This window comes from Nonomuraea sp. NPDC052116 (assembly GCF_040680035.1).
Lineage (GTDB): Bacteria > Actinomycetota > Actinomycetes > Streptosporangiales > Streptosporangiaceae > Nonomuraea > Nonomuraea angiospora_A.
On the sequence record NZ_JBFAWA010000006.1, the window covers coordinates 240,883 to 266,879 of the forward strand.

Genomic DNA, 25,997 nt, shown 5'->3' on the forward strand with positions numbered 1-25,997 from the left:
CACCCTAGCCACCGAACGCGTAACCGCCAGGAAACGCCGAGTGAGGGCTTACCGAAGGGCCGGTGTCGCTTCGCGTACCGTGTCCGCCAGCGCGGACGCGGCGGCGGCGTCGAGCCTGCCGTCCACCACCGCCGTCACGACCCGCCTGGTCAGCGTGTCCTCGACGACGAGCGGCCGGTCCCAGGCCAGCGCCTGCCCGACCCCCGGATAGTGCTCGACCCGCACGAACCACGGGTCGCCGTCCGGCTGCACGAAGACGAGCGTCCAATCCTGACCCTCCGGCGTGGTGCCGGACAGGGCGACCCAGGGGTCGCGGCTGCCGTGCACGGCCTCCTCGTCCCCGGGGAGCGCGATCCGGGCGGTGGAGGTGCCGGGGGCGCGCCAGAAGAAGCCGCCGTACCCGGCGCCCACGCGCCCCTTGGTGGCCGAGCTCCGGACCTCCAGCGGCGCGCCGGTGAGGTTGGTGAGCGTGAACGCGAAGTCCAGCGCCCAGAAGTCCCCGAACGGCCGGGCCGTCACGGTCCGCTCCTCGCGCGCCACCGGCCGCCCGCCGGGCCCCGCCCACTCCAGGTGCTCGACGAAGCCTGAGTCGTCGAGCCGGGAGAACGACAGGTGCCGCTGCGTGCCGTGATCGTCCAGCCAGGCGGGCCCCTGGTCCTTGACGTACGTGCGGCCGCCCCAGAAGTTCGCCCCGCCCAGGTCGGAGATCGCCACCCCGACCCCGAGGTGGTGCACGTGGTCCTCGGGACGCACCTCGGTGACCTCGACGCCGCCCAGCGTCCGCACCCTGTGGAGGTAGGGCCGCGGGGAGTCGGTGGCCGGCAGGTCGGGCCGCAGCTCGTACGAGGCCACCGCCCGCCCGGAGGCCAGCAGCTCCACCCGGGCCCAGGGGACGTCCAGCTCCGAGTAGAGCGACAGCGTCTCGGCGCTGCGGGCCGTCAGGTCGGCGACGCCTGGCAGGAACCGGTGCGTGACCTCGCCCGACGCGGCGTCCCGCTCGACGTCCTGGTAGCGCTCCGGGATCGGCAGCGGCTCGGGAGCCAGCCGCACCGCGTCCAGCACCTGCGTGAACGTCTCCGTGGCGGACAGCGGCACCATCAGCTCGGCGCCCGTGCGGACATGGTCGATGAGGTTCTCCAGCAGGTCGGTGCGCTCGTACGCGGTCGTCGTGACCGCGCCGTCCGGCAGCTCGACCTTGAGCCGGTCCTGCGTGTAGACGAGCGTGGCGCGACCCGCGTCGCCGTGCACGACGAGGTACGGCTCGCTCCGGCCGGTCGCGCAGAGCGTCACCGCGATCGTGATCACGAAGCCGTCGTCGAGACGGATCCGCAGGCAGGACGTGTCGTCCGACTCGATCGGATGGGCGTGGTAGAGCTCGGTCTTGATCCCCGCGACAGGGCCGTCCACCAGGGCGAGCGCGGTCGCGACGGCGTGCGCGAACGGGTTCGTCAGCGCGCCGTCCACCACGTCCACGCCGTCGAGCCGGCGCTTGCCCGACCAGGCCGACCGGGTGAAGTAGGTCGAGGGCCGTTCCCAGGCGCCCGCGCCGCCGATGCCGCGTACGCGACCGATGGTGCCGTCGGCGATCAGCGAGCGCAGCGCGGGGACCGCCGCCGAGCCCAGCGACTGGAAGCCGACCTGGCAGGCCAGCCCCGTCTCCGCCACCGCCGCGGCGATCCGGGCGTGCGCGGAAGGGCTCGCCGCAGGCGGCTTCTCCAGCAGCACGTGGGATCCCGCGTGCAGGGCGGTCACCGCGAGGTCGGCGTGCGTGTGGATCGGCGTGCAGATGACCGTGATCTCCGCGCCGGTCTTCGCGAGGAGTTCGCCCAGGTCGGGCGACTGCAGCGGCGAGCCGAAGTCCACTTCGACGGGCACCACGTCGCAGATCCCGGCCAGCTCGATCAGCCCCTGGTCGGCCAGCCTGCGCAGATTGCCCAGATGGTGCCGCCCATGGCCGTGCGCACCAGCGAGTACCACCTTCATCGCGACCACCTCAGTCCGAGCCCCGCGTGCGCGCCCGCCCGCAGGACCCCGTCGGAAATCTGCACCGGGTACGGCTCCGCCAGCAGCCCGAGGGCCGCGAACGAGGCGTCCTCCACGTCCTCCGCCATGACCGGCAGCGGCAGGGACAGCGCGAGCTGCCCGGACACCTCGCTCAGCAGATGCGGATAGACCGGCACGTCGTACGTCCTGGCCAGCTCCACGATCCGCAGGAACGGCGTGATCCCGCCGACCCGCACCACGTTCGGCTGGACGATGTCGCACGCCCCGGCCGCGAGCAGGTCACGGAAGCCGTAGGTGGTGTAGACGTTCTCCCCGACCGCCACCGGCACGTCGATGGAGCGCCGCAGCTCCACGTGCGCGGCCACGTCGTCGGCGGGCAGCGGCTCCTCGATCCAGTGCAGCCCGAACTCCCGCAACGCGGAAAGAGCCCGCCTGGCCCGGTGCAGGTCCCACCGCTGGTTGGCGTCGATCATCAGCAGCCGGTCGGGCCCGATCACCTCGCGCACGGCGGCCACCCTGGCCACGTCCTCCGCCAGGTCGGGCCGGCCCACCTTGATCTTGACGCCCCGGTACCCGGCCGCCACCCAGCGCCGCGCCTGCTCCACCAGCTCCTCCAGCGGGTAGTGCAGGTTGACGCCGCTGCCGTAGACCGGGACCTCGTCACGCCGGCGGCCCAGCACGTCGGTCAGGCCGCTGTCGCCGCAGCGCAGGTCCCACAGCGCCAGGTCGATCCCGGCCAGCGCGATCGTGGTGATCCCGCCGGGACCCGCCTCGCGCAGGTGCCGCCACAGCCGGTCCCACACCACCTCGGGGTGCGCGGGCAGCCCGATCAGCGCCTCCCGCAGGTCGTGGTCGAGCAGCGCCTGCACGGCGTGCGCCCCGATCTGCGGCGTCCACGAGAACCCGGTGCCGGTCCGCCCGTCCTCCAGCGTGACCTCGCACACGATCACGTGGTTGGCCGGCACGTCCGCGCCCCAGGGTCGCGGCAGCGGGGCCGTGCGCAGCGAGGTACGCAGGTCGGCGATCGTCATGACGCGGCCAGCTCCAGCCCCGTCTTGATCAGCGCCTCCAGCTCCTCCAGGTGCTCGTCGGTCGGCTCGACCAGCGGCGGGCGGACGGCGCCCACGTCCAGGCCGCGCAGCCGTACCCCGGCCTTGACCAGGGCGACCGGGTAGCCGGGGACCTTGCCGCGCAGCCGTACGAGCGGGGCGTAGAACCCGGTGAGCAGCCGCTCGTCGCCGTTCAGATAGGCCAGCGCGATCTCCGGCGCGAACGCGAACACCGCGCTGGAGTACAGCTCCACGCCGATGCCCCGGTAGGCGGGCATGGTCAGCTCGGCCGTCGGCAGTCCGTTGAAGAACAGGAAGTCCGGGTACGCCTCCCGCACCGCCAGCACGATCCGCTGCATCCGGTCGATGTCGCCGACGCCGTCCTTGAGCCCGATCACCCCGGGGGTCCCGGCCAGCTCCACCACGGCCTCCGGCTCCAGCACCACGGAGCCCCGCTGGTAGACGATCACCGGCAGCTCCGCGGCCACCGCGGCCACGTAGGCGGCGAAGCCGTGCCCCGGCCCCTGCGCCAGGTACGGCGGCATGAGCAGCAGCCCGTCGGCGCCCGCCTCGCGCGCCGCCCGCGCCTGGTTCAGCGCCGTGCCGAGCGGGCCGCCCGCGCCCGCGAACACCGGCACCCGCCCGCCCACGACCTCGGCCGCCACCCGCACCGCCCGCGCGTGCTCGGCCTCCGACAGCGCCGAGAACTCGCCGGTGCCGCACGCCACGAACACGCCGCCGGGACCATGCTCCATGCCCTGCCGGATGTGCTCGGCCAGCACCTCCTCGGCGAGCCGGCCGTCGGCGTCGAAGGGGGTCACGGGGAAGAACAGCACACCGCTCAGGTTCATTCAGCTTCCTTCAGTTCGGTACGCCAGCTCCGCTTGGGCTGCCAGCCGAGCAGGCGCTCTGCCTTGGTGATCGAGAAGGCGGGGGTGGTGCCGGTGAGACCGGCGGCGAACGGTTCGGTGCCGGGCACGACCTGGGGCAGCAGGTCGGCGAGCGGCTTGCGGGCCAGCGCGTCCGCGGCCCCGGCGAAGAACACCTCGCCGTTGGGAAGCTCGGGCAGCGCCCCCGCCAGCACCGTGATCATGTCGGCGCAGTCGCGGGCGTCGATGTAGTTGAACAGCGAGACCCCGCCCAGCTCCGGCCGGTCGAGGCGCTCGCGCACCGTGTGGCCCGACTGGGTGGGCGCGCCCGCCCACTCCTCGGGCGGGATGACGAAGCATGGCCTGATCGCGGCCATCCTGGTCGTCCCGGCCAGCGCGAACGCCTTCATGGTCTGCTCTGCCGTGACCTTGGACAGGTTGTACGCGTTCCACGGGCGCACCGGGTGGTCCTCGTCGATCGGCAGGTACGCGGGCGCCCAGCCGCCGGGGGCGCCGTACCCGATGACAGTGGGGCTGCTGGCCACCACCACGCCGCGCACGCCCAGCGCGACGGACGCCTCGCAGACGTTGAACGCGAGCTGGGTGTTGACTTTGAAGATCACCGATTCCGGGAGGCTGAACGGGGTCGCGATCGCGGCCAGATGGATCACGGTCTCGGGCCGGAACCTGGCGATGACCTCGAAGGTCTCGCCCGTGTCCGTGAGATCGGCCGGTAAGGCCATCGCGGCCTCGGATGGCGTGCCGGGCGTTCGGTCGACGCCGATGACCTCGTGCCCGGCCGCCGCGAGCGTGGTGACCACGCTACGGCCGAGGCGTCCTGCGCTTCCGGTGACGAGGACTCTGCTCACCGTGAGGGCTCCTTCAAGACTGCAAACAGTTGCACTAAACCTTTGTGTCCTCAGGGCGAGGTCGTCAAGGGGTGATTTCGACCCCCTCGCTGGAGCAGGGGTTTCCTGATGCAACGGGGCGGCAAGCGCTTTCATGCTACTCAGGGATTCTGCAAGCGGTTGCGTTAGGGTGGGCGACTGTGACAGTGACGATTCGTGATGTGGCCCGGGCTTCCGGTGTCCATGTATCGACCGTGTCGCGGACGTTCTCCGCACCGCACATGGTGAACGCGGCCACCCGTACCAGGGTGCTCACGGTGGCCGAGGAGCTGGGATACCGCCCCAACCGGGCGGCCAGGGCGCTCACGACGGGCCGCACCCACAACCTCGGCCTGATCGTGGCCGACATCGCCAATCCGTTCTTCCCCCCGCTGATCAAGGCGGCCCACTCGGCGGCCAGGCAGCGCGACTACCACCTGTTCGTGGCCGACACCGACGAGGAGGCGGCCACCGAGGAGGAGCTGGTGCAGGCGTTCTCCAAACAGGTGGACGGCCTGGTGCTGTGCAGCCCGCGCTCGTCCAACAAGGCGCTGGAACGGCTGGCCGCGCGGGTGCCGTTCGTGGTGATCAACCGGCGGCTGCGCGGCGCCGCCACGGTCCTGATGGACGTCGGCCACGGGGCCAGGCTGGCGGTCGAGCACCTGACCGGGCTCGGGCACCGCCGTGTGGCGCTCGTGTCGGGCCCGGCCGGCTCGTGGACCAGCGCGGAGATCCGTACGGCCGCCGAACAGGTGGAGGGGGTCGAGCTGGTCGTCATCGGCCCCAACGCGCCCACCGAGCGGGGCGGGCTCGCCGCCGCGCGGCGGGTGCGGGACTCCGGGGCGACCGGCGTGCTCGCCTACAACGACCTGGTGGCGATCGGGCTCATCGAAGGGCTCGGTGACCTGGGGCTGAGCGTGCCGCGGGACGTCAGCGTGATCGGGATCGACGACATCGTCTCCGGACGGCTGAACCGCCCCAAGCTCACCACTGTCGCCATGCCCACCGCCGCGGCCGGCCGGCTCGCCGTGGATCTGCTCATCCAGGAGGTCACGGCCACCACCTCGCTGGAGACGCGCCTGGTGATCAGGGACTCCACTGCTCCGCCACGGTAGCGGGTCGGCTGCAAACGGTTGTACTAACTGAGCAGCGAATTCATCTGACTTCTCGGGCGGGCAGGCTCTCTACCTGGGAAAACGTCGTAACGATATATCGGTAACGGCTATGTAACGTCTGCAAAGGGTTGACGTAACTTTCCCGCCAGCTATAGGAAAGCGCTATCCATTCACATCTCGCCGGAAGGTCCGTGAATGACGAATGAGTTCCGTCATGGCTGACACGGTGGCGGTGAAGACCCGAGCCCCGCGCGAACCGGCCACGCAGGCCGGCGGAGGCGGACCCCGCTCCCTACGCGCCCGCCGCGAGGCAAGGGCCGCCTACCTGTTCCTGGCGCCCTGGTTCGTCGGCCTGCTTGTCATCACGGTCGGCCCGATCATCGCCTCGCTCTACCTGTCCTTCACCGACTACAGCCTCCTCAAGGAGGCCAAGTGGGTCGGGCTGGACAACTACGTCAAGATGTTCACCGAGGACGAGAGGTTCATGTCCTCGCTGAAGGTGACCACGATCTACGTGGTCGTGTCGGTCCCGCTGCAGCTGGCCTTCGCGCTGGCGCTGGCCCTGGTGCTCGACCGGGGGCTGCGCGGGCTGTCGTTCTACCGCTCGATCTTCTACCTGCCCTCGCTGCTGGGCGGCAGCGTCGCGATCGCGATCCTCTGGCGCAAGGTGTTCGGCGCCGACGGCCTGGTCAACGCGGCGCTGTCGATCTTCGGCATCCAGGGGCCCGGCTGGGTCGGCGACCCCGACACGGCGCTGGGCACGCTGATCCTCCTGCACGTGTGGACGTTCGGCGCCCCGATGATCATCTTCCTCGCCGGGTTGCGTCAGATCCCCAGCAGTTATTACGAGGCGGCGGCGGTGGACGGCGCCGGAACGCTGCGCCAGTTCCGCTCGATCACGCTGCCGCTGCTGACGCCGATCATCTTCTTCAACCTCGTGCTCGAGGTCATCAAGTCGTTCCAGTCGTTCACGCAGGCGTTCATCGTCAGCAACGGCAAGGGCGGCCCGGCCGACTCCACCCTCTTCTACACGCTCTACCTCTATCTGAAGGGGTTCAAGAGCTACGACATGGGCTACGCCGCGGCGATGGCGTGGGTCCTGCTGCTCATCATCGCCGCCCTGACCGGAGTGAACTTCCTCGCGTCTAAGTATTGGGTCTTCTATGGCGACACCAAGTAGGCCGCTCCCGGTGCTGTTCCGCCCCCTCAAGGGCGGGCCGGTGGTCAAGCACATCCTGCTGATCGGCTTCGGCCTGGTCATGCTCTATCCGCTGCTCTGGATGATCTCCAGCTCGCTCAAGCCGGAGGAGCTGATCTTCCGGGAGCCGGGGCTGTGGCCCAGCCAGGTCACGTTCGAGAACTACACCGAGGGCTGGACGGCGCTGAAGCACCCCTTCGGCTACTACCTGTGGAACTCCGCGGTCGTCACCGCGCTGTCCGTGGTGGCCAACCTGGTGGCCTGCTCGCTGGCAGCCTACGCCTTCGCCCGGCTGAACTTCCCGCTGAAGAAGCTCTGGTTCGCCATCATGCTGGGCACGATCATGCTGCCCCACCACGTCGTGATCGTGCCGCAGTACATCATGTTCTCGAAGCTCGACCTGATCAACACGATCTGGCCGCTGGTGATGCCCAAGGTGCTGGCGACGGACGCGTTCTTCGTCTTCCTCATGGTGCAGTTCATCCGTACGCTGCCGAGGGAGCTGGACGAGGCGGCCGAGATCGACGGAGCGGGCTATTGGCGCATCTTCATCAGAGTGGTCATGCCGCTCTGCCTGCCCGCGCTGGCCACGACCGCGATCTTCACGTTCATCTGGACCTGGAACGACTTCCTCAGCCAGCTCCTTTACCTCAACAACCCGGACAACTTCACCGTCCCGGTCGCGCTGCGCACGTTCCTGGACGCCAGCAGCGACTCGCAATGGGGACCCATGTTCGCCATGTCGATCATCGCGCTCGGTCCCATCTTCGGCTTCTTCCTGGCCGGCCAGAAGTACCTGATCCGTGGCGTGGCCACGACCGGTCTGAAGTAGTTCCGTTCACCCCCCAACAAGAGGAAAACCCCTAGGAGGTAGAGCCGTGAGCTCTGGCAAGAAGGTGTGGTCGGCGGCATTGCTCGCCACCGCGATGCTGGCGGTCACCGCGGCCTGCGGCAGCGGCAGCGGCGGCGAAAGCGCCGATGGCAAGATCAAGCTGCGCTTCTCCTACTGGGGTAGCGCCGCGCGGCAGCAGATGACCGAAGAGGCGATCAAGAAGTTCGAGGCCAAGAACCCGACCATCGACGTCGAGGGCGAGTTCTCCGACTTCGCGGCGTACTACGAGTCGCTGTCCACGAAGGTCGCGGCCAGCGACGCGCCGGACGTCATCACCCTCGAGATCCGCGGCCTGCGCGAGTACGCCGACCGCGGCACGCTGGCCGACCTGGCCAGCACGGTCAACACCGGCGACATCGACCCCAAGGTGCTGGCCACCGGCGCCATCGACGGCAAGCAGTTCGCCATCCCCACCGGCGTCAACGCCTTCTCCCTGGTCGTCAGCCCGACTGAGCTGGAGGCCGCGGGGCAGAAGCTCCCCGACGACACCAAGTGGACGTGGGACGACTACGTCAACCTGGCGTCGAAGGTCAGCGAGAAGAGCGCCGGGAAGATCTACGGCACGCAGCAGAGCTTCAACCCGGCCTACCTGCAGATCTTCGCCGCGCAGAAGGGCGAGCCCTTCTACAACGGCAACAAGATCGGCGTCTCACCCGAGACGATCAAGGCCTGGTGGGCCACTCACCAGAACCTGATCAAGACCAAGGGCTCGCCCGACGCCGCCAAGACCGCCGAGATCGGCGCCCAGAGCGTGGACCAGTCGCTGCTGGCCACCGGCACCGGCGCGATGGGCATGTGGTGGAGCAACCAGCTCGGCGGCATCGCCAAGAAGTCCGGCAAGGACGTGGACCTGCTCCGGATGCCGAAGCTGCCGGGCGCCACCACCGGCGGCATGTTCCTGCAGCCCGCGATGTTCTACACCGCCTCGTCGAAGTCCGAGCACGCGGCCGAGGCCGCCAAGTTCATCGACTTCATGATCAACGACCCTGAGGCGGGCGGGATCATCCTCAGCGACCGCGGCCTGCCGGCCAGCTCCAAGGTGCTGGCGGCGGTCAAGGACAAGCTGCCGCCCACGGACAAGAAGACGCTGGAGTTCCTCGACAAGGTCAAGGGCGAGCTGGCCGACCCGCCGGCCGCTCCGCCGAAGGGCGCCAGCGCCATGGAAGACATCCTCACGCGCTACTCCGAGGAGGTCCTGTTCGGCAGGATGACCCCCGACGACGCCGCGCAGAAGTTCATCACCGAGGCCAACGCCTCGATCGCAGGCTAAAGGAGAGACATGAAGTACGCGTTCGTCGGGCTCGGGCATCGTGCGCAGATGTATGTCGACGCGCTGCTCGGGGAGTGGCGCGACGCCGGCACCATCGTCGCCCTGTGCGACACGAACCGGACCCGCATGGACTACTACGTCGAGCGGATCGGTCACGAGGTGCCGCGTTTCGCGCCCGATGAGTTCGACAAGGTGCTCGAGCTCGCCGACGCGGTCATTGTCACCACCGTCGACGCCACCCACGCCCGGTACGTGTGCGCGGCGCTCGACGCCGGGCGCGACGTCATCGTGGAGAAGCCGCTGACCGTCGACGCCGAGGGCTGCGCGGCCATCGCCGAGGCGGCCGAGCGCAGCAGCGGCAAGCTGATCGTCACGTTCAACTACCGCTACTCGCCGCGTAACTCGGCCGTGCGCCGCCTGCTGCAGGAGGGCGCGATCGGCCGGGTGACGTCCGTGCACTTCGAGTGGACGCTCGACACCATCCACGGCGCCGACTACTTCCGCCGCTGGCACCGCGAGCGGATCAACTCGGGCGGGCTGCTCGTCCACAAGTCCACCCACCACTTCGACCTGGTCAACTGGTGGCTGGCCGCCGCCCCGCAGACCGTCTTCGCCCAGGCCGACCTGCGCTTCTACGGCTCGGACAACGCCCGCGAGCGCGGCCTGACCGACCGCCCGGCGCGGGGCCAGGGCGCCCCGGGCCTCGGCACGGACCCGTTCATCCTGGACATCTCCAAGGACCCCAGGCTCAAGCGGCTCTACCTGGACGCCGAGCACGAGGACGGCTACCTCCGCGACCAGGACGTCTTCGGCGACGGGATCACCATCGACGACACCATGTCGGTGATGGTCCGCTACACCAACGGCGCCGTGCTCACCTACGCGCTGAACGCCTACGCGCCCGCCGAGGGCTACCGGGTGGCGTTCAACGGCACGGGCGGGCGACTGGAGCTGGAGGTCGTCGAGCGGGCGTGGACCCCGCCGCACGCGGCCATCGACCCGAGCTCCGCCTCCAAGAAGCACAAGGCCGACTCCTGGGAGAAGCTCACCCTGCACCGCCACTGGAGCGAGGCGGAGGAGGTGCCGATCGAGAGCGGCGCCGGCGGCCACGGCGGCGGCGACCGGCTGCTGCTGAACGACGTCTTCCGCGGCCCCGGCGACGACCCGCTGGCCCGGCAGGCCGGCTACCGCGACGGGATCCGCAGCGTGCTGACCGGCCACTCGGCCAACGTGTCGGCCGCGACCGGCGAGCCGGTGCACCTGGTGGACGACGGCACGCGTGTTCGCTGAGCTGGCCGAGGTCGCCGCCGCGCAGTTCGGGCCGTACCCGTCTCTTCCGGGGCCCGAGCTGCGGCGGGCTGCGCGCGCCGCGATGGGGGTGCTCGACCTGGCCGCCGGTGACGTGCGGGTCGAGCGCTCGTGGACGGACGGGGACCTCGCCGGGGAGGAGCTCTCCTGGTCGGTGGGGTTCGGGCCGCGCACCCACGCCTACCTCCTGCGTCCCGCTGACGCGGCCGGGCCGCTGCCCGGGGTGGTGGCGCTGCACTGCCACGGCGGGATGAAGTGGGTGGGCAAGGAGAAGATCGCCGACGGTCCCTCCGGGCCATCCCTCGAGGTCCAGCGGGTCCGCGAGCGGCTCTACGGCGGTCGCGCGTACGCGAACGAGCTGGCCCGGCGCGGCTTCGTGGTGCTGGCCCCCGACGTGCTCACCTGGGGCAGCCGCCGCTTCCCGCTCGGCGTCGACGAGCCCGGCGCTTACGACACGGCGGCCAGGGATCACGAGCACGTGGTCGCCAAGTACTGCGCCGCGCTCGGCACGTCCTTCGCGGGCGTGGCGGCGGGCGAGGACCTGGCCGCAGCGGCGTATCTCCGATCGAGGCCCGACGTGGGCACCGTCGGATGCGTCGGGCTCTCCGGAGGCGGCCTGCGGGCCGCGCTGCTCGGCGCGTTCGACCCTGACATGCGGGCCGTCGTGGTCGCCGCGATGGTCTCGTCCTACCGCGACATGATCGACGGGTACGTCGAGAAGCACACCTGGATGCTCTGGCCGCCGGGGCTGCCGCGTCTGGGCGACTGGCCCGACCTGGTGGCCGCCCGCGCGCCCGAGCCGCTCATGGTCCAGTACGCCCTGCGCGACGAGCTCTTCCCCGAGCCGGGCATGCGCCGGGCGCACACCATGATCGAGGAACGTTATCGCGAGGCTCCTGACGCCTACGAGGCGGTGTGGGCAGACGTGCCCCACAGCTTCGACGTGACCAGGCAGGAGCAGGCCTTCGACTGGCTGGCTCAGCGGTTGAAGGCCTAGGAGAATGCCGCCGCCCGGGACCTGCCCCCGGGCGGCGGCGCTCCTGAACGGGACTAATTACCCGACTTCCAGGTGGCGATGAGCTTGTCGTAGTCGAGCGTCTCCGGCTTGCCCCGCTCGTCGGCCAGCTTCGGCGCGGGCGCGCCCGGCTGGTCGAGCCAGTACTGGGCGGGCCGCTCCGGGTTCAGCTTCGGCGCGCAGTTGCCGCCGTAGCCGCGCCGCTCCAGCCGGGCCAGGATCTCGTCCTGCTGCTTGGCCAGGTTGTCCATCGACTGCTGGGCGGTCGTCTCACCGGTCACCGCGGTGGCCACGTTCTGCCACCAGAGCTGGGCGAGCTTGGGATAGTCGGGGACGTTCGTCCCGGTCGGGGTCCACTGCTTGCGGGCCGGCGAGGCGTAGAACTCGATGAGCCCGCCGTACTTCTTGGAGTTCTCGGAGAAGAAGTCGCTGCGGATGTCGGAGTCGCGGATGAACGTCAGGCCCTTGATCGACTTCTTCAGCGACACCGACTTCGACGTGACGAACTGCGCGTACAGCCAGGCCGCGGCCCGGCGGTCCTGCGGCGTGTTCTTGAGCAGCGTCCACGAGCCGGCGTCCTGGTAGCCGAGCTTGTTGCCCTGCTTCCAGTAGGCGCCGTGCGGGCTCGGCGCGATGCGCCACTTGGGCGTGCCGTCGCTGTTGACGACCGGCAGGCCCGGCTTGGTCATGTCGGCCGTGAACGAGGTGTACCAGAAGACCTGCTGGGCGATGTTGCCCTGCGCCGGGACCGGGCCCGCCTCGCTGAAGTTCATGCCCGCGGCCTCCCGGGGCGCGTACTTCTTCAGCCAGTCCACGTACTTGGTGAGCGCGTAGACCGCCGCGGGGCCGTTGACGTCGCCGCCGCGGGTGACCGACGAGCCGACCGGACGGCAGTTCTCGACTCTGATGCCCCATTCGTCCACCGGCAGGCCGTTGGGGATGCCGGGGTCGCCGTTGCCCGCCATGGACAGCCAGGCGTCGGTGAAGCGCCAGCCCAGCGACGGGTCCTTCCTGCCGTAGTCCATGTGGCCGTAGACCTTCTTGCCGTCGATGGTCCCGTTGCCGTTGATCTTGTTGGTGAAGAAGTCGGCGATGTCCTCGTAGGCCGCCCAGTTGACCGGGACGCCCAGGTCGTAGCCGTACGCGGCCTTGAACTGCTTCTTGATCTCCGGGTCGGTGAACCAGTCGTAGCGGAACCAGTACAGGTTCGCGAACTGCTGGTCGGGGAGCTGGTAGATCTTCTTGTCGGGGCCGGTGGTGAAGCTGATGCCGATGAAGTCGTCCAGGTCGAGCGTGGGCGAGGTGACGTTCTTGCCCTCGCCGGCCATGTAGTCGGACAGCGGGAAGACGTAGTCGCCGCGCGAGTGGGTGCCGATGAGGTCGGAGTCGTTGACGTACGCGTCGTAGATGTTCTGGTTGCCCTGGATCTGGGTCTGCAGCTTCTCGATGACGTCACCCTCCTGGATCAGATCATGCTTGATCTTGATCCCGGTGATCTCGGTGAACGCCTTGGCCAGTGTCTGAGACTCGTACTCGTGGGTGGTGATCGTCTCGGAGACCACGTTGATCTGCATGCCCCGGTACGGCGCCGCGGCCTTGATGAACCAGTCCATCTCCGCCAGCTGCTGGTCCTTGGACAGGGTGCTCGGCGTGAACTCCTCCGTCACCCACCGCTGCGCCGCGGCCTTGCCGTCGGACTCCTTGAAATCGCTCGTGGGCTTCTTCGCGCCCTGCGTGCAGCCGGCCACTACCAGGACGAGCGCGGCCAGACCTACCGCCGCGGACCTGCCTGCCCGATGCCTCATCGCTCGGCTCCTCCTCTGTTAGCCCCATATCCCGATCACGACCGCCACCAGCAGCGCGCAACCGAGTGCGAGCCACATGGACAGGTCGGTGACAGCTATCCAGCCGGCCAGCACGACGGCCGCGCTGATCAGGCCGATGTAGAGCCGGTCGCCACGGTCGGTCTCGATGCGCAGGAAGCCGCGCCTGGCCACGGGAGGGGAGACGCGGGCCCAGACCGCCATGACGACCAGCAGCAGGGCGAGCCCGGCGAACACCAGGGCCGTCGGGACGGTCCAGACCATCCACTCCAGCATCCCTAGACCCTCCCCATGGTGAATCCCTTGGCTATGTAGTTGCGGACGAACCAGATGACGATCGCGCCGGGGACGATGGTGAGCACGCCCGCCGTCGCCAGCAGCGCCCAGTCCACGCCTGCCGCGCTCACCGTCCGCGTCATCGTGGCGGCGATCGGTTTGGCGTTCACCGAGGTGATCGTCCTGGCGATCAGCAGCTCGACCCAGCTGAACATGAAGCAGAAGAACAGCGTCACGCCGATCGCGGACCGGATCATCGGCAGGAATATGCGAATGAAGAAACGCGGCAGCGAATAGCCGTCGATCGCCGCGGTCTCGTCTATTTCCCGGGGAATTCCCGACATGAAGCCCTCGAGAATCCACACGGCGAGCGGCACGTTGAAGAGCATGTGCGCGATGGCGACGCCGAGGTGCGTGTCGAAGAGCCCGACGCTCTGGTAAATCTGGAAGAACGGCAGCAGGAACACCGCCGGCGGCGCCATGCGGTTCGTCAGGAGCCAGAAGAACAGATGCTTGTCCCCGGCGAAACGGAACCGCGAGAACGCGTACGCCGCCGGCAGCGCCACGACGAGCGACATCACCGCGTTCATCGAGGTGTAGATGATGGAGTTCAGATAGCTCGAATACCAGGAGGAGTCGGAGAAGAAAGTGGCGTAGTTGTCGAACGTCACGCGTTGCGGGATGAGCGAGAAACTGCCGAGGATGTCCTCGTTCGGCCGGATCGACATGCCGAACATCCACAGCAGCGGCAGCATCAGCGTGGCCACGTACAGCCAGAAGACCGTCCGTGCCCAGGGGAGTCGCCGCTCGGTGCGCCTGGCCATCGGGTCACCTCCCCGACCTGGTCAGCACGGTGAAGAAGACGTAGCAGAGGATCTGCACGATCAGGAAGTAGAGCAGCGAGAACGCGCCGGCCGGGCCCAGGTCGAACTGCCCGACCGCGATCTTCGACAGCAGGATGCTGAGGAACGACGTGGCGTTCCCCGGGCCGCCGCCCGTCACCACGAACGGCTCGGTGTAGATCATGAAGCTGTCCATGAACCTGAGCAGGATCGCGATCGTCAGCACCCCGCGCAGCCTGGGCAGCTGGATGTGCCGGAACGTGGCCCACGCCGACGCGCCGTCGATCTGCGCGGCCTGGAAGTACGGCTCCGGGATCGAGCGCAGGCCCGCGTAGGCCAGCAGCGCCACCAGCGGCGTCCAGTGCCAGATGTCCATGACCAGGACCGTGATCCAGGCGTCCGTGGAGTCCAGCGTGTAGTTGAAGTTGATCCCGAGGACGTTGTTGATCGTCCAGCCGCCCAGCCCGATGTCGCCGCGGGCGAAGATCTGCCAGATCGTGCCCACCACGTTCCAGGGGATGAGCAGCGGCAGCGCGACCAGCACCAGCGCCACCGACACCCAGAAGCCGCGGCGCGGCATCACCACCGCGAGCGCGACCCCGAGCGGGATCTCCAGCAGCAGCACCTGCGCCGAGAACAGCAGCGTCCGCACGAACGCCGAGCGCACCTCCGGGTCGCGCGAGATCGAGCGGAACCAGTCCAGGCCCACGAAGATCCGGTCATTGGGGTTGAAGACGTCCTGCACGGAGAAGTTGACCACGGTCATCAGCGGGATCACGGCGGTGAACGCCACCGACACGACCACCGGCAGCACCAGCAACCAGGCCCGGTTGTCCTTCCGCTTCAGGTCCGCGGCCCGCGGCTCCTCCTGGACCTCGGTCACGCCGTACCCCTTCCGCTCAAGGGCGCGAGGGAGCCGCACCTGACCTCGTCCCGGAACAGGAACGTCCGGTCCGCGGGGAAGTGGAGGAACTCGACCGAGTCGGGCCGGTAGGGCGAGCCCGCCTCGGTCCTGGCGATCATCGGGTGCTCGCCGACCCTGGCGTGGACCAGGTCGTACGCGCCCATCCGGTCGATCCCGGTCACCGTGGCCGGCACGCCCGGCGACCGGCCCGCGCCGCTGATCTCGACGAACTCGGGGCGCACCCCGATCCTGACCGGCCCGGGAGGCAGCTCGTCGGCGACCAGGCCGACGTCCGCCTGGCCGACGCGTACGACGTCGCCGACGATCTCGGCCGGGAGCATGTTCATGCCGGGCGAGCCGATGAAGTGCCCCACGAACTCGTGCGCCGGCGACAGGAACAGCTCGGCCGGCTCGCCCGCCTGCACGATCGCCCCGTCGTTGAGTACCACGACCTCGTCGGCGAACGTCAGCGCCTCCGTCTGGTCGTGCGTGACGTAGACGAGCGTGTGGCCGGTGTCGCGGTGGATCTCCTTGAGCTTGCTGCGCAGTGTCCACTTCAGCGCCGGATCGACCACGGTGAGCGGTTCGTCCAGCAGCACCGCCGCCACCTGGGAGCGCACCAGGCCGCGGCCCAGGCTGACGATCTGCTGGCGGCCCGCGTCCAGGCGGCGCGACCTGCGGCCGAGCAGGTGGTCGAGGCCGAGGAGCCGGGAGACCTCGCGGACCCGCTCGTCGATCTCCTTCTTCGGATATTTCCGGTTCCGGAGGGGGAAGGCGAGGTTGTCGTAGACCGACATCTCCTCGTACAGGACCGGGAACTGGAAGACCTGCGCGATGTTGCGGCCCGAGGTGGGCACGTCGGTGACGTCGCGGTCGTCGAAGAAGATCCGGCCCACCGTGGGGGTGAGCAGGCCGGAGATGATGTTCAGGAGTGTGGTCTTGCCGCAGCCGCTCGGGCCGAGCAGCGCGTACGCCCGGGAGCTCTGCCAGGTCCAGGTCATCGGCTTGAGCGCCCAGGTCTCGCCGCCGTCGTAGCTGTGGCCCACGCCTTCCAGGCGGATGTCAGCCATGCAGGTCGACCTCCGCGGCGCTGGTGGCGAGCAGGCGCCCGCCGTCCTCGTCGAAGACGAAGACGTGGGCCGGGTCCACGTACGCGACCGCGGACTCGCCGGGCGTGAACAGCCGGGTGCCCGTCAGGTGCGCGACCAGGTGCACGCTCCCCTGCAGGAGCAGGTGCACGAACGTCGCGCTGCCGGTCACCTCGGCCAGCCTGATCTCGGCGGGCAGCTCCAGCGCCCCCGGACCGGCGCGCTCGATGCTCACCTGGTGGGGGCGGATGCCGAGCATGACCTCGCGGCCCGACGCCTGCGCGCGGGGCGCGGGGAACGACGTGCCCAGGACCTCGATCCGGCCGTCGCGTACGACGCCGGGCAGCAGGTTGAGCGGGGGGTCGCTGAGCGTGGCGGCCACGGCCAGCGTCGGCGGGTGCGCGTACATCCCGGCCACGTCGCCGACGTGCTGGATCCTGCCCTCGCCCAGGACCACGGTCGGGGCGGCGAACGTCAGCGCCTCGTTCGGGTCGGCCGTGGAGTAGAGGACCACGCCGGGGGAGTCGGCGAACATGGTCTTCAGGTCGGCGCGTAACTGCTCGCGGAGCTTGAAGTCCAGGTTGGCCAGGGGCTCGTCGAGCAGCAGCAGGTCCACGGGCCGGGCCAGCGCCCGGGCGATGGCGGTGCGCTGCTGCTGGCCGCCCGACAGCTCGGCGGGGCGGCGGTCGAGCAGCCCCGCGATGCCCATGAGCTCGGCGACCTCGCGCACCCGGCGGTCGATCCCCGCGCCCCGGAACTTCGGGTCGAGGCGGAGGGGAGAGGCGATGTTCTCGTGGACGGTCAGGGAGGGGTAATTGATGAATTGCTGATAGACGAAGGCGACCGAGCGTTTCCGCACCGAAATCGCGGTGACGTCTTTTCCATCGACCACGACGCGGCCCGAATCCGGCGGTAACAGTCCGGCGGCGACGCGCATCAATGTCGTTTTTCCCGCGGTCATCGGGCCGACGAGTGTGGTCATTCCGTTGGATAATTCCAGGCGAACGTCGTCAAGCCAGGTCTCCCCGCGCTGCCGTACGAAGACGCCATCGAGAATCAGCGTCACTGTGCCGGTCCTCTCTGCTCGCCTCCATCTAACATGATCTGTAACTGTGTGCAAAGAGGGCATGTGGTGTTGCTGTGCAGAATGTGACGGTTGAGTAATCACGATTCGATGTCGGGACAGCCGTGAACGGCCGGACCTATCACTCCGGCGGCTTTTTCCCTGTTCATCGCCGCTATCTGAAGATTTTCGTGATCAGCTCGTGGAGTCGCTCTCGCTCGTCCGCCGTCAGCGGCGCCAGCGTCTCCCGTTCCACGCGCTCCACCAGGGCCCGCCCCCGCTCCAGCGCGTCGCGGCCCGCGGGCGTCAGCGAGACCCGGTAGCGCCGCCGGTCGGCCGGGTCGCGGTCGCGTTCGGCCAGCCCCGCGCCGATCAGCTCGTCCATCAGGCGCACCATGTCGCTCGGATCGAGCCCCAGCCGGCCGCCGATCTCGCGCTGGGCGGCGGGTCCGGAGTCGGCCAGCGTGGCCAGCACGGCGAACTGCCACAGGCTCAGCCCGGCCTCGTCCGCCAGCCGGGCCGCCACGGCGCGGCGGCTCCCCACCCCGACCTTGTGCAGGACGAAGGTCGTGATCGCGAGCAGGGTGGGCGGCAGGTCCATGCCCTTAGTGTAGGTTGTCACCAATAATTGGTAGTCACCCACTATTTTTCGCTGGAGGCCCTCCGATGGACGCGCTCTACCCCCGCCTGCTGGTGCGTGACTTCCCGACCTGCGCCGCCTTCTACCAGGCCGTGCTGCGCGAGCTGCTCGGCGTCGAGCCGGTGAAGGTCCTGCCCGGATACGCCAACTGGGACATCGAGGGGCAGGCCGGGCTGGTCCTGTTCGGCCGGGACCGGCTCGCGGCCGCCGTCGGCACCGCGGACCTGCCCCAGGCGGCTCAGGACACGGCTCAGAACACGGCTCAGGACGCGTCGATGCTGGTCATGAAGGTGGACGACGTCGACATGGCCGCCGACTGCCTGGCCCGCCACGGCGCCACGGTCGTCGCCCCGCCCCAGGACCGCCCCGACTGGGCGCCCACCCTGCGGACCGCGCACCTGCGCGATCCGGAGGGCAACCTCATCGAGCTCCAGTCGTACTGATCATGGAAGATCTTCAGGGGAGGTCTTCGGAGGAGGTCTTCACGGGAGGATCGAGTCCACGTAGCCGCCGTCCACCCGCACCGCGCCGCCCGTGGTCGCGGAGGCGAAGGGCGAGCTGAGGTAGACGACCATGTTCGCGATCTCCTCGGGCTCGATCAGGCGCTGCAGCAGAGACTGCGGCCGGTGCTCCCGCATGAACGCCCGCTGCGCCTCCTCCCACGGCAGCTCCTTGTCCACGAGCTGGTAGACGAACTCCTCCACGCCCCCGGTGTGCGTCGGCCCGGCGAGCACCGAGTTGACCGTCACCCCCGTGCCAGCGGCCGCCTTGGCGAACCCCCGGGAGACGCCCAGCAGTGCGGTCTTGGTCATGCCGTAGTGGATCATCTCGACGGGGATGGCCACGGCGGAGTCGCTGGCGATGTACTGGATCCGGCCCCAGTCGCGCTCGATCATGCCCGGCAGGTACGTACGGGTGAGCCGGACCGCGGCCAGCACGTTGACCTCGAAGTAGCGCCGCCACTCGGCGTCGTCGATCTCGAGCGCGGGCCTGGCCCCGAAGATCCCCAGGTTGTTGACCAGGATGTCCACCTGCGGCAGCGCGTCCAGCACCGCCGCGCAGCCCTCGTCCGAAGTCACGTCGCCGGGAGCCTCGATCAGGTCGCCGACACCGATCTGCTCCATCGCCATCGCGACGGAGCTCTCGGTGCGGCCGTTGATCCCGACGCGGGCCCCCGCCAACGCCAGCCCTTCGGCGATGGCCGCCCCGATGCCCTGCGTCGAGCCGGTGACCAGCGCGGTCTTGCCGCTGAGATCGATGCGCACGTTGTCATTGTCGGTGATCAGGTGCCGGAGGTCACGCCGGGACACGTGCACGGCGCGCCGGATGCGTAGGCTTGGGGTGGCGTGGAAGGGGCGTGGGTGCACCGGATCATCCTGTGGCTGGTCGTGGCGGGCGCCTTCGTGGCGAGTCTGGTCGTGCCCGGCGACTCCTCCGGGGTGGAGGAGTGCCAGTCGCGCGACACCCGGGTCGTCGCCCCGTACGCCGTCACCGGCTACTGGGTCATCCCCCGCGCCGATCCGTGCGTGACGCGGCGCATGGTCGAGGCCGTCCACGCGATCGGCGGCGACACGCTCATCACGTTCGGGCCGAGGTTCAGCGCCCGCGAGGATCCCGTCTTCGCCGACTGTCTCGTGGACGGGCGGCCGTGCGCCGAGGTGCCCGGGGTCCGTCACGTCTACACGTACGTGACCAGCGAGGAATTCGGGAAGGGGCTGCTGCGCTGCCCGGGGTTGGACCGGCGGATCGAGAGCCGGGGCCGGATCTTCTACCGGGTCTCGCTGGCCGGGTCCTGCGCGGACCCCGTCCAGGATCTCGTGCTCGTCTCCACGGACGGCGACGGGCTCGGCAACCTGATGACCGAGGCGGCCGCGTACGGGATGACGGTGTTCCCCGGGCTGCCCGCCGCGCCGCAGCAGGAGGGCAAGCCGTGGGAGCCCGACACCGCGCACACCCCCGCGCTGAGCGCCTTCACCGCGCGGGTGCTGGCCGACTACCGCGAGCGGTTCGGGAGGTCGGCGGCGTTCGGCGGGGTGTACCAGTCGTTCGAGCTGGCCATGCGGGGGCGGGGGCCGAAGGATCCGATCATCGAGCTGTACGCGGCCCAGCACGCGGTCGTCGCCGCGGCCCTGCCCGGGAAGAAGATCGTGGTCAGCCCGTACATCGACGCCCGGAGGGGGCGCGGGTTCCCGCCCGGGCAGGTGGAGAAGGGGTTGGCGGACATCGCCGCGACCCGGGCCGGAGCGCCCATGGCCGTCGCCGTGCAGGACGGGCGGGGGACGGGGAAGGTGCCGGTGTACGGGGTTCATGAGGAGGCGGCGCCCGTCGCTCCGCGATTGATGCCGGTGGTCGGGGCTGTGAGCAATGCCCGGGCGTACTACGGGTCCACGCGCGACTACATCGAGGCCGCGGCGCGGCGGGTGCCGTCCGGGGTGGAGCTGTGGGTGAACGTGGAGGGGTTCGAGCCGACGCCGGTGGACGGGGAGTGCGGGCGGGTGGATCCGCTGCCGTTGCGGGGGCGTACCACGAAGGGCCGGATCGACTCGCAGGTGATGGCGGCGGGGACCTACGCCGGAAAAATCATCTCTTATGGGTGGGACCCGTTCTTCACGTGCCAGGCCCGCTTCGACACGCCCTCACTGGCCGACGACATCGTGAACGGCTGGCGGCAGCCGATCATCGTCGGCGCCACCCGCAAGGAGATGAACGGGCGGCAGGGCATCCTCGTCGAGGGCTACAACCTGCGCGGCGGGACGCTCCGCTTCGACCCGCAGGGGGCGGTGGTCAGGCAGGAGTGGTACGGGCGGGGGCGGCTGGAGTCGGCGTGGGCCCCGTACGTACCCACGGGCCCCTGGACCTCGATCACCGCCACGAACGAGACCGGCCACTCCAGCACGAGCGGCTACGCGATCCGTTAGGCCCTCAGGTCAGCCCCTCAGGTCAGCCCCTTAGGTCAGCCCCTTAGGTCAGCGCCGACACGAGGATGTCCGCCAGCAGGGTGGCCTGGCTGCCGTCCTCGTCCAGGTCGGGATCGAGGATCGTCACCTCCAGGCCGACGGCTCCCGGCAGTTGCGCCAGGCCGCGGATCAGCTCGGTGAGCTGCGCGGCGTCGAGCCCGCCCGGGGTGGGGGAGTCCACGGCGGGCAGCACGGACGGGTCGAGGACGTCGGCGTCCACGTGGATCCAGAACCCGTCGAGCTCGTCACGCACCAGCACCTTGCTCGCGTCGTCGAGGGAGATGTCGGTGCCCGGGAGGTGCGCGATGCCGCTGTCCGCGATGTCCCGCAGGTCCTCCTCGTCCCGGACCCCGATCACGATCACGTCCTCGTCCCTGACGTACGGCCGCAGCCCGTCGATGTCCGCCAGGTAGTCGTCACCGCGCCCGGTGATCAGCGCCAGGTCCTCCCCGGCCGCCGCCCCGACGTGCGGGCTGTTGCCCAGGTGCCGGAAGTCGGCGTGCGCGTCCAGGTACGCCACTCCGTACCGCCCGCTCCGGCGCAGGGCGAGGGCGGGGCCGAGCAGGATCGAGCAGTCGCCGCCGAGCAGCACCGGGAACCCTCCCGCCGCCCGGATGCCGGTCACCTCGTCGGCGAGCCTGCGGGTGTAGGAGGCGATGGCTGGGCCGTTGCGCACGCCGCTGCCGGGCTCCCAGGTGGCGACATAGCGGGGCGGGACCAGCGTCCCCGCGTCGGCGGCGCCGAGCCGCTGCACGAGGCCCGCGTTCCGCAGCGCCCAGGGGGCCTTGTAGCAGCCGGGGATGGTGTCGGGGGCGAGCGGGCGCAGGCCGAGATTGGACGGGGCGTCGAGGATCGTCAGGTGCCTGTCAGGGGTTATTCTGTTCATAGTCGTGACGGTAACAGAGGGAGGATGGATGCGCCAGTTCGCTGAAACGGGTCTTGTGGCACTGGATCTGGCCAACACGTGGGACGAGTACCTGGACGACCCGGAGCGCCTGCCCGACACGGCGGCCCTGCACCGCTTCTGCCACGAACTGGACCTGTCACCCGCCCCCACCGGACTCCCACCCGCACTCCCGGCCCCGTCCCCAGCCCTCCGGCCGGTGGCGTCACCGGAGGCGCGGCCGGGGTCGTCGTTGGAGACCTCGGGGGCACCTTCCCCGGAGACCCGGCCGGAGCGGTCATCGGAGGCCCAGTTGGGGGAGTCGCAAGGGGCGCGGCCGGGGCAGTCGCCGGAGGCGGGGCCGGGGCTGAAATCGGTGGGGGAGCCGCTCGAAGGCGGGCCGAGCGAGCGTCCGGCGGGAGCCGACGGGCCGGACGCGAGGGAGTTGCGGGCGGTGCGGGCGGTCCGGGAGCGGCTGCGTGCCGTGCTGTCCTGCGACCCTTCCGATCGGACGCGCGCCCTGGCGCGGTGGGCGAGCGAGCTGCCGATCCGGGTGGTGGTGGAGGAGTCGGACGGCGCGCCACGCCAGCGCCTCACCGCACCGGAGGGAGCCGACCTCGCCGAACAGTTCGCCGTACGATCCGTCGCCGAGTTGCTCGACCTCGCCGCCACAGGCGACTGGGAACGGCTGCGCCTCTGCGCGGCCGACCCCTGCAAGGACGCCTTCGTGGACCACAGCCGCCCGGGCAAGCGCCAGTTCTGCTCGACCCGCTGCGCCAACCGCGCCCACGCCGCCGCCTCCCGCGCCCGCCGCCGCTGAGCCTCGGGCATACGGCGATATCCAGGCGACCGGCACGTGTACCGGTCCGGCGGTGATCTGGCCGATCTTGCGCTGGATCTTCTACGGGGGAGCGGGATGATGTCGGGCGCGAACGCCTCCATGAGGTCCGCTGGAGAAGGTCGTCTGGTCGCGCCGCCTGCTCATCGCGTTGTCGTGGCGCGTCGCCGGATGCGCAGGGGTGCCGTTGGCGCGAGTGACCACGCACGGTGTGATGGAGGGGGTTCAGGTATCCCAGCTGTGGGCGGTTGGGCTTCAGCTGAGCTGGGATCTTCAATCGAAGAGCTCTTCGGCGGTGGTGGTTTTGAGTGATCGGACGAGCCAGCTCTCAAGGAGGGCGAGGTCGGTGCATGCGAGGACTCTCTCCCGGATGGAGTCCGAGACGGGTATGTTGCGCTGCTCCAGGATCTTCAGCACGGACTTCGCTTCGCCACGAGCCTCACCTTCGGCCTGTCCTTCGGCTCGTCCTTCGGCCCGGAGCATCTCCGCGAACTCGGATTTGAATCGATAGTTCTGCATGGCCATCAGAGATCTCCAGATCTGCCGGGCTTTAGTGTTTCCGAGGCCTATTTCCGTTTGTTCGGCGAGGTATGCGGCGGTGTCGGTGTCGACCGCGGTCAGCGCGACGTCCAGGGCCTCCAGTATCGCATTGACCTTGGGTGAACGCGCATGTGTGAGTGCCGAGAACATGGTGAGCACCGCGTCTTCGCACGCTTCGGCCGGGTTGATGATCTGAGGCACGTTGTCAGGGCCGAGCGCTATGGGATAGACGATCAAGCACGGGAAGCCGGGCAGGCCGATCCGTTTCGGCTCGCGGGCCCACGTGGCCGTGGCCTTGTCCTGGCAGGTCACGAGGAGCATGACGGGACAGTCGAACTTGATGTGCGCGTGGCTGAAGGTAGTAGGCCCACGCGGACGCCTTGTCGTCGTCTATGCGTGATTGCGACTCGATGATCACCACGGTTTTGGACCCCCACCGGGAGGTGAACATCATCACCGTGTCGGCGCGCCGCTCAATCGGCGCTATTTCCGTCAGGTCGGTATCGACCACAGCGACCTCGGCAGGGGTCGGGAAGTCGATGTTGAGGATCTTGAAGGCATGAGCGAACAGCTCTGGTTTGTCGCGGAAGATGCGATGGAGCGCCTCATGCTGGGAGGAGGGCATGCGCGGAACGTTATCACTCGATGACTCTAAGTTCAGGCAGATGTGTCGAAGCGCGCACGGTTTGCCTGGGCGAGGGCGGCCCGGTGTTGCGCGAACCGCGCCACGAAGGCGGGTCCGCCTCGCAGGGGTCCGGTGACCAGGGGGTGGCCGGGTGCCGCCGTCGGCTCGCCATCGCCCCGGTTCGGTGTCCTGTCTCCGTCCGGTGGTTGCGGACCGCGTGGTGTGTTGCCGACGTGGGATCCGGTCGCATGCGGGCGTGGGCGCGCGGCGTCCCGGGCACCGGGAATTGTCGGTCAGGGTAGATAGCTTTCGATCATCCCCCCGACGATGGAGGTTGGTCGATGTATCGACAGGGCGACATCCTGATCATGCCCGTGCCGGAGGAGTCCGCCCCGCGCACGCTGCGGCCGGAGCCGCGGGACGCTCGCGGGCGGCTGGTTCTGGCCTATGGCGAGGCCACCGGACACTGCCACGCGATCCCCGGCCCCGGCACCCTGGCCGGCGGCTTCCTGCACCTGCCCGAAGGCGGGCGGCTCGTGCACGAGGAGCATGCCGCGATCTCGCTGCCCAAGGGCTGGTACAGGGTGATCAGGCAGCGTGAATACGTGCCCGGCTCCTACCGGGTGGTGGCCGACTGATGACGACCTTGACGTGGGAGCAGGTGGCCGTGGCCACCGGGCCGGGCGAGGACCCGGAGGCGGCCGTCCGGCAGGCGTACCGCGAGGCCGGGCTGGCCGAGCCCGAGCACGTGCTCGTGCTGCCCTCGCCCGCGGCCGGGGCCGTCGCGGCGGCCTGGCTGACCGGCGGCGACGCGGTGCGCCGCGCCCTGGAGGAGGCCGGACTGGGGGCCCTGCCGCACCGCTCACCGGACGACGGCGGCTCGCCGGCCGGATCACCGAGCGGGGACGGCTCATCAACCGGGTCGGCGGGCGACGGTGGCTCGTCAACCAGGTCAACGAGTGGGGATGGCCGCGCCGTGATGCGCGATCCGCGCGGCGAGAGCGGCTCCGACGAACAGGAGCCCGGTGACCAGGGCGTACCAGAGCTGCGTCGGGCGGTGGGGGAGGCGCTCAGGTCGTGGGAGTCGTACGGGGATCCCGGCCGGTCGGTGCGGGGCGCGGTCCGTACGGTGCCGTGGGAGCGGGCCAGGGCGGCCGCCTACGCCGAGCTGGGCCCCGTCGGCTGGGCGGCCTTGTGGGACGAGACCGGCGGACGGCTCTGGCCGCAGGTCAACCGGCTGGTCAACGACATCCGCCGGGGCATCGCCGAGCTGGGCGGTGAGGCCGGTCAGGTCGGTGTGGCGTTGCGGCGGGTGACGCTCGACGCGGTGCTGGGGCAGCACGACGCCCCCTGGCTGTCGGCGTTCGACGGGCTCGACGGGCTCAAGCGGGCGGCCGAGTGCACCGGCTGGTGGTGGCCGTTCGAGCGGCTGGCGATCGTCACGGAGCGCCCCGCCGAGCTGCACCTCGACGATGTGGGGCGGCTGCATCGGGCGGTCGGCCCGGCCCTGTCCTACCCCGACGGGTTCGCGCTGCACGCCTGGCACGGCATGCCCGTTCCCGCCGACTTCGGCGCCGCGATGCGCGAGCTGACCGTCGAGCGGATCCGCGAAGAGGAGAACGCCGAGCTGCGCCGGGCCATGCTGGAGCACTTCGGCCTCGACCGCTACCTGGCCGAGTCGGGGGCCAAGCCGGTGCACTCCGACGAGACGGGCGTCCTGTGGCGGGTGGAGCTCTCCGACGACGAACCGCTGGCCATGGTGGAGGTCGTCAACTCCACGCCCGAGCCCGACGGCACCAGCCGCACCTACTTCCTGAGGGTGCCGCCGTGGGTCGAGCGGGCGCGGGAGGGCGTCGCGTGGACGTTCGGGGTCACTGAGGAGGACTACCGGCCCGAGCGCGAGACCTGAGG

General features: G+C 69.9%; 25 protein-coding genes. 11 read left to right on the plus strand and 14 right to left on the minus strand.

All coding sequences use genetic code 11. From position 1 onward, the window contains the following. Nucleotides 1-48: 48 nt before the first annotated feature. The 4 genes from AB0L65_RS13685 to AB0L65_RS13700 are packed head-to-tail and all read right to left on the minus strand — an operon-like array spanning nucleotide 49 to nucleotide 4,791. Nucleotides 49-1,983, minus strand: coding sequence for a DUF6807 family protein (locus tag AB0L65_RS13685; protein ID WP_364244355.1), 1,935 nt, complete (start codon nucleotides 1,981-1,983; stop codon nucleotides 49-51). Beyond that, complete coding sequence (locus AB0L65_RS13690; protein ID WP_364244358.1) at nucleotides 1,980-3,035, minus strand: mandelate racemase/muconate lactonizing enzyme family protein; 1,056 nt, start codon at nucleotides 3,033-3,035, stop codon at nucleotides 1,980-1,982. The genes AB0L65_RS13685 and AB0L65_RS13690 overlap by 4 nt, the downstream gene beginning before the upstream one ends. Continuing rightward, complete coding sequence (locus AB0L65_RS13695; RefSeq protein ID WP_364244361.1) at nucleotides 3,032-3,904, minus strand: 5-dehydro-4-deoxyglucarate dehydratase; 873 nt, start codon at nucleotides 3,902-3,904, stop codon at nucleotides 3,032-3,034. The genes AB0L65_RS13690 and AB0L65_RS13695 overlap by 4 nt, the downstream gene beginning before the upstream one ends. Next, nucleotides 3,901-4,791 carry an NAD(P)-dependent oxidoreductase gene (locus tag AB0L65_RS13700; protein WP_364244364.1) on the minus strand — a complete coding sequence of 297 codons (891 nt, stop codon included), beginning with the start codon at nucleotides 4,789-4,791 and terminating at the stop codon, nucleotides 3,901-3,903. The genes AB0L65_RS13695 and AB0L65_RS13700 overlap by 4 nt, the downstream gene beginning before the upstream one ends. Before the next feature lie 179 nt (nucleotides 4,792-4,970). Between AB0L65_RS13700 and AB0L65_RS13705 the strand changes: the two genes are divergently transcribed. The 6 genes from AB0L65_RS13705 (at nucleotide 4,971) to AB0L65_RS13730 (ending at nucleotide 11,589) form a co-directional block, all read left to right on the plus strand. Then, a complete protein-coding gene (locus AB0L65_RS13705; protein ID WP_364244367.1) occupies nucleotides 4,971-5,924 on the plus strand; it encodes a LacI family DNA-binding transcriptional regulator in 954 nt (317 codons plus the stop codon). 214 nt (nucleotides 5,925-6,138) lie between these two features. Then, the gene (locus AB0L65_RS13710) at nucleotides 6,139-7,104 is read left to right on the plus strand and encodes a sugar ABC transporter permease (protein ID WP_364244369.1); all 966 of its coding nucleotides are present in this window, start codon (nucleotides 6,139-6,141) and stop codon (nucleotides 7,102-7,104) included. Then, nucleotides 7,088-7,954 carry a carbohydrate ABC transporter permease gene (locus AB0L65_RS13715; RefSeq protein ID WP_350728615.1) on the plus strand — a complete coding sequence of 289 codons (867 nt, stop codon included), beginning with the start codon at nucleotides 7,088-7,090 and terminating at the stop codon, nucleotides 7,952-7,954. The genes AB0L65_RS13710 and AB0L65_RS13715 overlap by 17 nt, the downstream gene beginning before the upstream one ends. 46 nt (nucleotides 7,955-8,000) lie before the next feature. Beyond that, entirely contained in the window at nucleotides 8,001-9,284 is a 1,284-nt protein-coding gene (locus AB0L65_RS13720; RefSeq protein ID WP_364244372.1) for an extracellular solute-binding protein, read from the plus strand. Between the two features lie 9 nt (nucleotides 9,285-9,293). Continuing rightward, nucleotides 9,294-10,574: a Gfo/Idh/MocA family oxidoreductase gene (locus AB0L65_RS13725; protein WP_364244374.1), complete on the plus strand. Its 1,281-nt coding sequence runs from the start codon at nucleotides 9,294-9,296 to the stop codon at nucleotides 10,572-10,574. Next, complete coding sequence (locus AB0L65_RS13730; RefSeq protein WP_364244377.1) at nucleotides 10,564-11,589, plus strand: dienelactone hydrolase family protein; 1,026 nt, start codon at nucleotides 10,564-10,566, stop codon at nucleotides 11,587-11,589. The genes AB0L65_RS13725 and AB0L65_RS13730 overlap by 11 nt, the downstream gene beginning before the upstream one ends. A gap of 53 nt (nucleotides 11,590-11,642) precedes the next feature. On the opposite strand, the gene AB0L65_RS13735 is transcribed toward AB0L65_RS13730, so the two are convergent. The 7 genes from AB0L65_RS13735 to AB0L65_RS13765 form a co-directional block, all read right to left on the minus strand. After that, nucleotides 11,643-13,412, minus strand: coding sequence for an ABC transporter substrate-binding protein (locus AB0L65_RS13735; protein ID WP_350728619.1), 1,770 nt, complete (start codon nucleotides 13,410-13,412; stop codon nucleotides 11,643-11,645). 18 nt (nucleotides 13,413-13,430) lie between these two features. Beyond that, nucleotides 13,431-13,706: a DUF2160 family membrane protein gene (locus tag AB0L65_RS13740; protein ID WP_350728620.1), complete on the minus strand. Its 276-nt coding sequence runs from the start codon at nucleotides 13,704-13,706 to the stop codon at nucleotides 13,431-13,433. A gap of 2 nt (nucleotides 13,707-13,708) precedes the next feature. Continuing rightward, a complete protein-coding gene (locus tag AB0L65_RS13745; protein ID WP_192790434.1) occupies nucleotides 13,709-14,530 on the minus strand; it encodes a carbohydrate ABC transporter permease in 822 nt (273 codons plus the stop codon). A gap of 4 nt (nucleotides 14,531-14,534) precedes the next feature. Further along, a complete protein-coding gene (locus tag AB0L65_RS13750) occupies nucleotides 14,535-15,431 on the minus strand; it encodes a sugar ABC transporter permease (RefSeq protein ID WP_364244379.1) in 897 nt (298 codons plus the stop codon). After that, nucleotides 15,428-16,522 carry an ABC transporter ATP-binding protein gene (locus tag AB0L65_RS13755; RefSeq protein ID WP_364244381.1) on the minus strand — a complete coding sequence of 365 codons (1,095 nt, stop codon included), beginning with the start codon at nucleotides 16,520-16,522 and terminating at the stop codon, nucleotides 15,428-15,430. The genes AB0L65_RS13750 and AB0L65_RS13755 overlap by 4 nt, the downstream gene beginning before the upstream one ends. Beyond that, complete coding sequence (locus AB0L65_RS13760) at nucleotides 16,515-17,669, minus strand: ABC transporter ATP-binding protein (RefSeq protein ID WP_364244383.1); 1,155 nt, start codon at nucleotides 17,667-17,669, stop codon at nucleotides 16,515-16,517. Before AB0L65_RS13760 ends, AB0L65_RS13755 begins: the two co-directional genes overlap by 8 nt. Before the next feature lie 109 nt (nucleotides 17,670-17,778). After that, the gene (locus AB0L65_RS13765) at nucleotides 17,779-18,225 is read right to left on the minus strand and encodes a MarR family winged helix-turn-helix transcriptional regulator (RefSeq protein WP_364244386.1); all 447 of its coding nucleotides are present in this window, start codon (nucleotides 18,223-18,225) and stop codon (nucleotides 17,779-17,781) included. A 44-nt stretch (nucleotides 18,226-18,269) separates the two neighbouring features. Here AB0L65_RS13765 and AB0L65_RS13770 point away from each other — a divergent pair, with 44 nt between their 5' ends. Continuing rightward, nucleotides 18,270-18,686, plus strand: a complete 417-nt coding sequence (locus AB0L65_RS13770; protein WP_364244389.1) for a VOC family protein — start codon at nucleotides 18,270-18,272, stop codon at nucleotides 18,684-18,686. A gap of 39 nt (nucleotides 18,687-18,725) precedes the next feature. On the opposite strand, the gene AB0L65_RS13775 is transcribed toward AB0L65_RS13770, so the two are convergent. Next, nucleotides 18,726-19,508: an SDR family oxidoreductase gene (locus AB0L65_RS13775; protein ID WP_364244391.1), complete on the minus strand. Its 783-nt coding sequence runs from the start codon at nucleotides 19,506-19,508 to the stop codon at nucleotides 18,726-18,728. A gap of 96 nt (nucleotides 19,509-19,604) precedes the next feature. On the opposite strand from AB0L65_RS13775, the gene AB0L65_RS13780 reads away from it, so the two are divergent. Next, nucleotides 19,605-21,161: a DUF4434 domain-containing protein gene (locus tag AB0L65_RS13780; protein ID WP_364244394.1), complete on the plus strand. Its 1,557-nt coding sequence runs from the start codon at nucleotides 19,605-19,607 to the stop codon at nucleotides 21,159-21,161. A 43-nt stretch (nucleotides 21,162-21,204) separates the two neighbouring features. Here the strand turns inward: AB0L65_RS13780 and AB0L65_RS13785 are convergent, their stop codons facing one another. Then, nucleotides 21,205-22,086, minus strand: a complete 882-nt coding sequence (locus tag AB0L65_RS13785; protein ID WP_364244397.1) for an arginase family protein — start codon at nucleotides 22,084-22,086, stop codon at nucleotides 21,205-21,207. Nucleotides 22,087-22,114: 28 nt separating this feature from the next. On the opposite strand from AB0L65_RS13785, the gene AB0L65_RS13790 reads away from it, so the two are divergent. Next, entirely contained in the window at nucleotides 22,115-22,903 is a 789-nt protein-coding gene (locus tag AB0L65_RS13790; RefSeq protein WP_364244400.1) for a CGNR zinc finger domain-containing protein, read from the plus strand. Between the two features lie 291 nt (nucleotides 22,904-23,194). On the opposite strand, the gene AB0L65_RS13795 is transcribed toward AB0L65_RS13790, so the two are convergent. Further along, nucleotides 23,195-23,782: a hypothetical protein gene (locus AB0L65_RS13795; protein ID WP_364244403.1), complete on the minus strand. Its 588-nt coding sequence runs from the start codon at nucleotides 23,780-23,782 to the stop codon at nucleotides 23,195-23,197. A 645-nt stretch (nucleotides 23,783-24,427) separates the two neighbouring features. On the opposite strand from AB0L65_RS13795, the gene AB0L65_RS13800 reads away from it, so the two are divergent. Both AB0L65_RS13800 and AB0L65_RS13805 read left to right on the plus strand, forming a co-directional pair. Then, nucleotides 24,428-24,724, plus strand: a complete 297-nt coding sequence (locus tag AB0L65_RS13800; RefSeq protein WP_350728630.1) for a hypothetical protein — start codon at nucleotides 24,428-24,430, stop codon at nucleotides 24,722-24,724. After that, on the plus strand, nucleotides 24,724-25,995 hold the full coding sequence (locus AB0L65_RS13805; protein WP_364244406.1) for a DUF6745 domain-containing protein: 1,272 nt from the start codon (nucleotides 24,724-24,726) through the stop codon (nucleotides 25,993-25,995). Before AB0L65_RS13800 ends, AB0L65_RS13805 begins: the two co-directional genes overlap by 1 nt. Nucleotides 25,996-25,997 lie beyond the last annotated feature (2 nt).